Origin of the sequence: Paraburkholderia kururiensis JCM 10599 = LMG 19447 (assembly GCF_003986935.1) — a bacterium.
GTDB lineage: Bacteria > Pseudomonadota > Gammaproteobacteria > Burkholderiales > Burkholderiaceae > Paraburkholderia > Paraburkholderia kururiensis.
Genome location: NZ_RJZE01000060.1, coordinates 1 through 7,854, shown reverse-complemented (window position 1 = coordinate 7,854; position 7,854 = coordinate 1). Strand labels below are relative to the sequence as shown.

6 protein-coding genes are annotated in these 7,854 nt (G+C 61.0%); 2 read left to right on the top strand and 4 right to left on the bottom strand.

Annotated elements, in window-relative coordinates; translation table 11 throughout:
- Window positions 1-82: 82 nt before the first annotated feature.
- Window positions 83-466: a hypothetical protein gene (locus PKKP23_RS32890; protein WP_126880019.1), complete on the bottom strand. Its 384-nt coding sequence runs from the start codon at window positions 464-466 to the stop codon at window positions 83-85.
- Window positions 467-525: 59 nt separating this feature from the next.
- On the opposite strand from PKKP23_RS32890, the gene PKKP23_RS33925 reads away from it, so the two are divergent.
- Window positions 526-666: a hypothetical protein gene (locus PKKP23_RS33925; protein ID WP_161978204.1), complete on the top strand. Its 141-nt coding sequence runs from the start codon at window positions 526-528 to the stop codon at window positions 664-666.
- A gap of 319 nt (window positions 667-985) precedes the next feature.
- On the opposite strand, the gene PKKP23_RS32885 is transcribed toward PKKP23_RS33925, so the two are convergent.
- The 3 genes from PKKP23_RS32885 to PKKP23_RS32875 are packed head-to-tail and all read right to left on the bottom strand — an operon-like array spanning window position 986 to window position 5,850.
- Complete coding sequence (locus PKKP23_RS32885; RefSeq protein ID WP_126880018.1) at window positions 986-4,072, bottom strand: Tn3 family transposase; 3,087 nt, start codon at window positions 4,070-4,072, stop codon at window positions 986-988.
- A 12-nt stretch (window positions 4,073-4,084) separates the two neighbouring features.
- Window positions 4,085-4,726: a DUF6904 family protein gene (locus PKKP23_RS32880; protein ID WP_126880017.1), complete on the bottom strand. Its 642-nt coding sequence runs from the start codon at window positions 4,724-4,726 to the stop codon at window positions 4,085-4,087.
- A 17-nt stretch (window positions 4,727-4,743) separates the two neighbouring features.
- Entirely contained in the window at window positions 4,744-5,850 is a 1,107-nt protein-coding gene (locus PKKP23_RS32875) for a J domain-containing protein (protein WP_126880016.1), read from the bottom strand.
- 241 nt (window positions 5,851-6,091) lie between these two features.
- On the opposite strand from PKKP23_RS32875, the gene PKKP23_RS32870 reads away from it, so the two are divergent.
- Window positions 6,092-7,771 (top strand): site-specific integrase, encoded by a 1,680-nt coding sequence (locus tag PKKP23_RS32870; RefSeq protein ID WP_126880020.1) that lies wholly within the window; start codon window positions 6,092-6,094, stop codon window positions 7,769-7,771.
- Window positions 7,772-7,854 lie beyond the last annotated feature (83 nt).

The following is a 7,854-nucleotide window of genomic DNA, read 5'->3' as shown; positions in this document are numbered from 1 at the left end:
GGCTAAAAGTGTCCAACGCCCATAAATGGAAAATCCCCCTGTACCCCCTGCCAGACAAGGCTTTCGGGAGGAGGTCTCGAGTTTATGGGCGCTGAACCTGGGTGCGAAGGTTTGCGATCCGCAGCGCCATGGGCTCAAAGATGGCGCGCATCGTTTCCCGGGAGACTTCCGGGATATCGGCCTCCTGCAACATGGCAGGCAATTGCGCAAGCAAGGTGGTCCACTGCTGCCAGGTGTGCTCCAGCAGTTCAGCCTTCACCCAGAGATCGCGCTGCGGACGGGCATCGAGAACCGTCTGGAACTCGCGTTCAAGCGTCGCGCCGTCCGAGAGAAGACGCAGGACGGTGGGCTTGATGGAATCAGGCAGCTCCTGTCCGGACTTTGTCCTGCCGGCGTCCTTGAGCCATGCCTGCTCGAAGAGCTCGCCATAGCGGTACAGGCCTGGGTACGTCTGGCACAGCGACACGAGCAGTTCGTTGGAGGTGGTGTTCCAGAGCCGTTGCAGCTCGGGCGTATAGGAGCCATATGCGCAAGCAGGGCTGCGCCGCGGGTGCCGTTTGCTTCAAGTTGACGCACGCGCTGGTCGATCGCGGCGGCGATCCGGTGCTCGTCGGCAAATCTTCGCTCCTTGCCGGGCACCTGAATCTGCCCCGTTGCAATACCTGAGGCAACCGTTTCAACGATTTTCGCATAGCGATAGAAGCCGGCAAACTCACGCGCCAGAAGATTGATGGCGGCGTTTTCCAGCTCCGTCATCAGGCGATGGAAGTCAGGCATATGGTCGACCATTGCCGCCATGATCTCCGCTTCGTCCAGCCCTGCGGCCTGGAAACGTTGCATCTGCGCGTCGATGCGCTCAGCGAGCTCCCGCTGTTGCGGTGTAATCGATGCAGCAGCCTCGTTTGCCCGGCGTTTTGCCTCACCCATGCGATTCTCCGTGATCGGTCCGCCGGACTTCCCGTGGGGCGAATGCTGCGCATGGCAGCTACACGTCCGGCCGTGTCTGCCCCGGCCGGGCAATCCTGCTCCACCACGCCGGATCGGCATAGAACGCGGCCAGCGCATCGATGTCGACGTTGGCACCGCCCGGCGTGAACTCGAATGCCCCGAACAGGTTGATATGCTGCCAGGCGACGGGCGACATGCCAGCGATCAGCGCCATTGCGACATCGTCGCTCGCGGCGCGCTTCTGCTCGTACACCCGCGAAAGCAATGCCGTGTTGTAGTGAATGATCGCATTGGCAATCAACCGCGAGCATTCATTCCAGATCTGCTGTTCAGCCTCTGTCTGCACGCGAAACCTGCCAGCATTGACGAAGGCAATCGCACGGCGCAGGCGGTGATAGGCTTCGCCGCGGTTCAGGGCTTTCTGCACACTCTGGCGCAACCCGACATCATCGATGAATTCCAGAATGTAGAGCGTGCGGCACAGATTGTCGAGTTCCCACAGCGCCTTCTTTGTCTGGTTCTGGCGGGCATAATTGCTGAGCTTGCGTACGATGGTTGCCTGCGTCACATTCTTCTGCGCGAGCGAGGCCATGATGCGCTGGATGTTGGGCCACTCGCGGATAATCAGTTCGTCGTCGGACCTGCGCGACGGCCGGATCAGCCAGTCTTCATTGTAATGACCCGGCGGGTGACGGGCGACCAGGCGATCGATCTTTTTGTGCAGATCGCGATAGCGCGGCGCGAACTGGTAGCCGAACGTGAACAGCGTGAAGAAATTGACCTGATTCGTGCCATGCGTGTCGGTCGAGTGGCGATCGGACTGGATGTCGGACGTGTTGTTGTAGAGCAGGTCGAATACGTAATGGGATTCGTGCTCGTGTGTGCCGATGATGGTCGCATTGGCCGGTACATGATTGGCGACCAGCGTGCTGGCGCTCACGCCCTTGTCCAGACCGAAATACTTTGGCGAGTATCGGGCGTTGAACGTGTCGATCTGCGTTTCGAAACGCTGTCCATCGCTGCTCGAATGAATCTCGTCGCGGATGTCGAACAGCCGGAACGCCGGCAGGCTGGCCGTGGCGTTGCTGATCGCATCGTTGGCCCCATGCAGGGTTTCCGGGCGCAGGTAGTTCCGGGCGGCGGTGAGCAGGCTCGCGTAGCTCAGGCCCGAGACTTCGGCCATCCGGCGCAGCCCCATGTTCGTGCCCATGGCGACCACGCAGGCGAGTATTTCACGTGGATCGGCATCCTGGCGTGCGTTACGTTCGAGCACATGAGTGAATGCCTTCAGGAAATCCGTACGGCCCGCGACGAACCACAACAGATTGGCGATGCTCACGCCTGGCAACTGGCCGTAAAACGATCCGTTGACCGTTTCGTCGATTTCAGGGTAGAGCAGCGTCCACCGGCGCACGCCCTTGCGCTGGCCGATGTTGATGTGCGTGTTCTCGCCGCTGTCGATACGCTCGTTGACGCGTTTGAAGCTGGCGTCGATTGCATCATGGAACATCGTCAGGGTCTGTTCGATGGGCGCGAGCAGAACCGGCGCGCCGATGTCCTTGAGCAGCGCGTCCTTCTGTTCCCAACGGACATCGCTGATCAGATCGTCCTCGAACCGGCGATACTCCGTGCTGTCCTCGCCGTACACGTCACCGGCTTCGAGCGCATTGCGCAGGAGCCGATAGACGAGGAATTCATAACGGTCGACATCGAGCTGTTTCTTCCGGCCCGGCTCCGATGTATAAAGATAACGCTGCAGGTTCTTCGGGATCAGCGCCACGGGAAACGTGGCCGGTTTCACCTGCCGCAGCGAGCGGCCATTGCGCAGCAGATCATGCAGGAATGCGATGGCCTCCAGGAGCGGCGCATCCTCGATGCGGCCGGAGAACTCAAGTTCACAGAACACGTGCCGCAGGTTGCGCTTGATTTTCGCTGACAGCGTTGCGTAGTGCGTCCACTCGAAGCCGGCGCGATCAAAAGCGACGTTGCGCAGATAGCCCGACACCGGCTCGAACTGCTCACGCTCGAGTAGCGCAAAAGCCTGCTTTCGAACTTTCAAGAACGGCGTGCTATCCGCAATCGTCTCGTCGACGAACAGGCCCAGCACCTTGCCCGCGGCCTGAAGGCGCGAACCCGCATCAGACTGCGCCTTGAGCATGGCCTCCTGGGCTGCAGCCCGGGCCCATTTCTCGTACTGGTGAACAAGATGGATGAATGCATCGATCAGGTTGTCGTTGATCTGCCGGAACCGGTGAAACGCAAAACACAGCAGATAAAGTCTCGCGACCCGCGCCGGCATGCGTCCGAGCTTGTAGACGGTGTAGTACCGGACGAGCGACGCGTAATACCGGCCACTTTCGGTTGAGATGCCGGCGAGCTCGAGAAAGCTTCGGGCAAATTCGTGCAGGGAGGCGAAGGACTGTCGGCGGGCCACTTCCTCGCGCAGTTCACGCCAGCTGAAATCCTGCGGTTCGCGCTTCAGAAGCGTGATCCGGTAGGCGGATTCGTCGGCCTGCAGCAGCGCGTCAATCTGTTGCGCGATGTCTGGCGTGAGCGCCTCGTCCAGCAGTGCAGTAATGCGCTGGCGCTCGCTGGTCACGACCCGACCGGTCATGTCCTGCAGGATGGCATAGGCCGGGGCGACGATGCGCTGCTGGCTCAGGTACTGCAACATCTCGCGCAGGAGGTAGACAGGTTGCGTCGAGCGCATGGCGATACGCTGTGCGCGGCGTTCAAGGTCCTCGCGCGCTACGTTGTCGCACAGGCGATATCCGGACAGATCGAGAATGGTGTCCCTCAGGGCTCGCCGTGTGGGACGGGACGGCAGACTGATAGTAGCCGGATCTACCTGGGGAAAGTGCCGCCGCACGACATAGTCCAGATCCTCCCGCACCGCCTCCGGGTCGTAATCGAAGAACTGCCGCTTCGCCCGGAAGTATCCGAGCTGCAGCGTCAGGTGAACGGCAACAGGTGTCGTGCGGGAGTAGACCGCACGCGACTCCGGTTCGTCGAGTTCAAAATACGTCTGACGCTCCTCGCCGGTAAAGCGCGGCACGCCATAGAGATCGTCGATCTCCTGCCGGGTGAGGATCGACAGACGGTGCGAGCGCTCCGGTGCATGCATGGGGGTTTCTGGTTACCAGTTCGGGTCAGGCCATTCAACGCCTTCCCATCGCTTTAGTTCGCGAGGTGATATCGATTCCGGGGTGTGCGGTCCGTTCGCAGGCGTGGAATAACGGTCGTACATAAAGTCGAAGCTCAGCAGCAGCGAAGCCAGGCGGCCCGCCCGCTCGGCCTTCGACCAGGAACAGAACATGGCGCCCCGGCTGTCGAGTTTTTCGAAGATGTCCGCGGTGGGATCGATTCGCAGCCAGTGATCGACCATCGCTTGCCCCTGCGCACCAAAGTCTTCCCGCAATGCCGCCTCGATGACCGCTTCCAGCGAGTAGGTGATGGCCTGATGCCGCCTGGAATGGTCAAGATATCCGAGTGAGACCCGCAGCATCCGATGCTGCACGAGGAGAACGGGCCAGAGAATCTCCACACCGTAGCGCACGCCCATTTCCTCGTAGCCTTCGGGCGGTTGCAGGATTTCCCGCTGCTGCTCATAAGCCTTGCGCACATCATACGCGAGGCCTAGAAATGGCCCGTCTTCCTGCGGGATCAAGGGAGAGCGTTCATTGACGTCATGGACGACCTCGTGCAGTTCGATGAGCGAATGGTAGTCGCCGACGAGCAGAATGCCGGCATGATTTTTCAGCAACTGATAGTCGAGCACAGGCGTCTCCTTCCACATCAAAACGGTGCAAATTCGAACTCTGGCCTGGCGCGTACGAGCTTGCAGCGTTTCAGCCAGAGTTTCAGGTTCCTGACATCTTCGAACGCTGCAAGGTCCTGCTCGAGAGTCCGGATGTTGTTCTGGAATTCCCCGATCTCGCTGGCAAGATCACGCAGGACCGTATCGGGTGATATCGGGCCGAACGGATCCATCCCATACGCATCCCGGAAGGCCGATTCGACGTGAAGGATTTCCTGATCGAGTTCGCGCACCTGACCCCGCAGGATCGTGTTGTAGTGCTTCAGCCGCTCCTCACTCAGGCCGTTGAGCGCGTGCTGGTCAATGTGCTCGAGTTCAAGCTGCAGTTCCAGTAACTGCAGCAGATTGTTTTTCTGGTAGGCCTCGTTCACACGCTGCATCAGACAGGTCTTGCGCTCCCGCTCCTGAGGGTCGGTTTCACGATCAGGATGCAACGCGCTGGCCAGTTTGCGGTAAACCCCGCGCAGGGACAGGTTGACCTGCGCCTGCTGCTCCTGTGCCCGCGCCTCGGCGGCTTGCTGTCTGGATGATTTTTTCCGTTTCGCACGCCGGGTATCGCGTTGCACATTCTCGCTTTCCCATTGCGCCTGGGCCTGCTGGAGATGGACCTGCGCACGCTGCAGCAGATCTTCCGGGGAATTCAGGTCTTCATCGTCTCCCAGGTCAACGCCGAACATCGTCTCGATCATGCTCTTCATCCCGTCGACCTCAGCGGCCACCTGACTGTCGTAGCTCTCTGGACTGTATCTGTCGTGGATGATCTTCATCTGCCCTTCGTCGTCTTCGCCGCCGATCAGGTCGCCCGCCAGATCGACAATCACGAGCGCCACCTTGCGGCGTTCAGCCTGGGTCAACTGGTCATGGGCCTGGTCGAGACGGCGCACCATCCGGGCCTGCAACTGCGCCGACGTTTTATCGAGGGGCAGAATTTCATCGACATATTGCTTCTGGAAGACTGGCGTCACCGTTTCCCAGTCGCGCGGGCGCTTGCGTCGTTTGCCGATCTGCCCGATCAGTGAGTTGAAGGTCTTCCGGGCTTTTGACAGTGCTGACGGAGTGTGGTCGTGCGCAATGCTGATGGACACGCGATGTGCTGGTCATGAGGAGATTTTCGCTGAAGACAATGGAAGGCAATCGCTGCGCACATTTTACCCGACGGCACAGCGTCTGAATCGGTCCGTCGGTCACATGGAGGTGAGCGCTCTCGAATGTCTATCGCTAAGGCTTATTAGCGATAGATTTCTGTTTTATACTAAAACTTCCGTTTTGCAAAACGCGTCTCACCTGGCTGGCACACCATCGCGCTGTCGTATCTATAATCGAAAGATGCCGAACATAGACCCATCCTTCACGTTTCCCGATACCCCGTCGTTATCCGTGCTGCGCGCGTGGTACGCTGGCATGGGTTCGCGTGAGGCTGTCGAGCGCTATCAACCTGAAGCGCTCGGGGACGGTACGTCAGCACGCGGCGTAATCGGCCGCATTCGCCGGCAGATCGTCGAATTTGCCCTCAGTCGGCATCGCGAGGATGTGGCCAGACTCTTCCAGTGTCCCGCGGATGAACGTGAGTCTTATCGCAAGGCGGCCAGCCGGGCGCTTGATATGCTGCCATCGCTGCAGGTCCCACAACCTCAGGTCTCTGACCGGGTCGACGTCTGGCTACCGGCACGGGTTGTAGCGGTCCTGCATCGGCACGGTATCCATACGCTCGCCGATCTGACCGTACGCATCCCCCGCCGGCGGCGCTGGTGGCTTCCGGTGGCCGGACTCGGCGAGCGCAGCGCACGCCGTATCGAAGCATTCTTTGCGGCTCATCCCGCGCTCACCGAGCGGGCGCGCGCACTGGTTGCCGTTACATCCCCCGAGGGTGTGGTGCCGTGGGAAAACATCCTCGTCCCACGCGAAGTCGATGGTTCGCGCGGCCTCTTTCGTGCGCCGAAATCCATGTGCGCGCTTGAGGCCGATAACGACTGGCAGGCCATCAACGCGTGGCTCGAACGGCACGAAGCCCGTGACACGCAGCGCGCCTACCGCCGCGAGGCAGAGCGGCTGCTGCTGTGGGCCATTGTCGAACGCGGCAAGGCGTTATCGTCACTGACCAGCGAGGATGCGACGGCCTGGCGTGCCTTCCTGCGCCATCCCGCGCCCCGCGCTCGCTGGGTTGCACCTGCGCGGCCACGATCGTCGCCCGAATGGCGGCCGTTTACGGGAGCACTGTCGTCGAATTCCATCGCCTATGCGCTGTCGGTGCTCGGCGCCATGTTCCGCTGGCTGATCGAGCAGCGTTATGTGCTGGCCAATCCGTTCGCGGGTCTCAAGGTGCGTGGTGCGCGCCGCACGGGCAAACTGGACAGATCCCGGGCCTTCACGACCGGCGAATGGGAGCTGGTACGCACGATCGCCGATGGGCTCGAGTGGTCGTATGGCTGGGCAGTGCCGGCTGCACAGCGCCTGCGATTTCTGCTCGACTTCGGTTACGCGACCGGCCTGAGGGCCGCCGAACTGGTTGGTGTGACGCTCGGCGGCATCGAGCATGGCGCACGCGGTGAGCGCTGGCTTCACCTCACGGGTAAGGGGGCGAAACCCGGCAAGGTGGTCCTGCCGTCACTCGCAAGCTTCGCACTGGACCAGTATCTGGCGCAACGCGGTCTGCCCGTCACGCCGTCCCGATGGGCACCTGATACGCCGATACTGGGTCACCTCGGTGAGCCGTGCGGCATCACCACGCCGCGCCTGAGGCAGATGCTGCGCCGGTTCTTTAGCGACGCGGCCGATGCCATCGAAGCCGACCATCCATCACTCGCAGACAAACTGCGGCAGGCCACGCCGCACTGGATGCGTCACTCGCACGCGACACACGCACTGGCCGGCGGGGCAACGCTCACGACCGTGCGCGAAAATCTGCGGCACGCATCGATTTCCACGACCTCGATCTATCTCGACGACGACGAGGTGCAGCGCACGCAACAGATCGAGCATGTCTTCACGCGACGGTCGCCCGCATAGCGACTCGCCCGTCCTCCCCAAAGCCTCATCTGACAAGGGTTACGGATGGATTTTCCATTTATGGGCGTTGGGCACTTTTAGCC

Coding starts and splice junctions, on each gene's coding strand:
- PKKP23_RS32870 (WP_126880020.1), top strand. CDS start 6,092: ATGCCGAACATAGACCCATCCTTCACGTTTCCCGATACCCCGTCGTTA.
- PKKP23_RS32885 (WP_126880018.1), bottom strand. CDS start 4,072: ATGCATGCACCGGAGCGCTCGCACCGTCTGTCGATCCTCACCCGGCAG.
- PKKP23_RS33925 (WP_161978204.1), top strand. CDS start 526: ATGCGCAAGCAGGGCTGCGCCGCGGGTGCCGTTTGCTTCAAGTTGACG.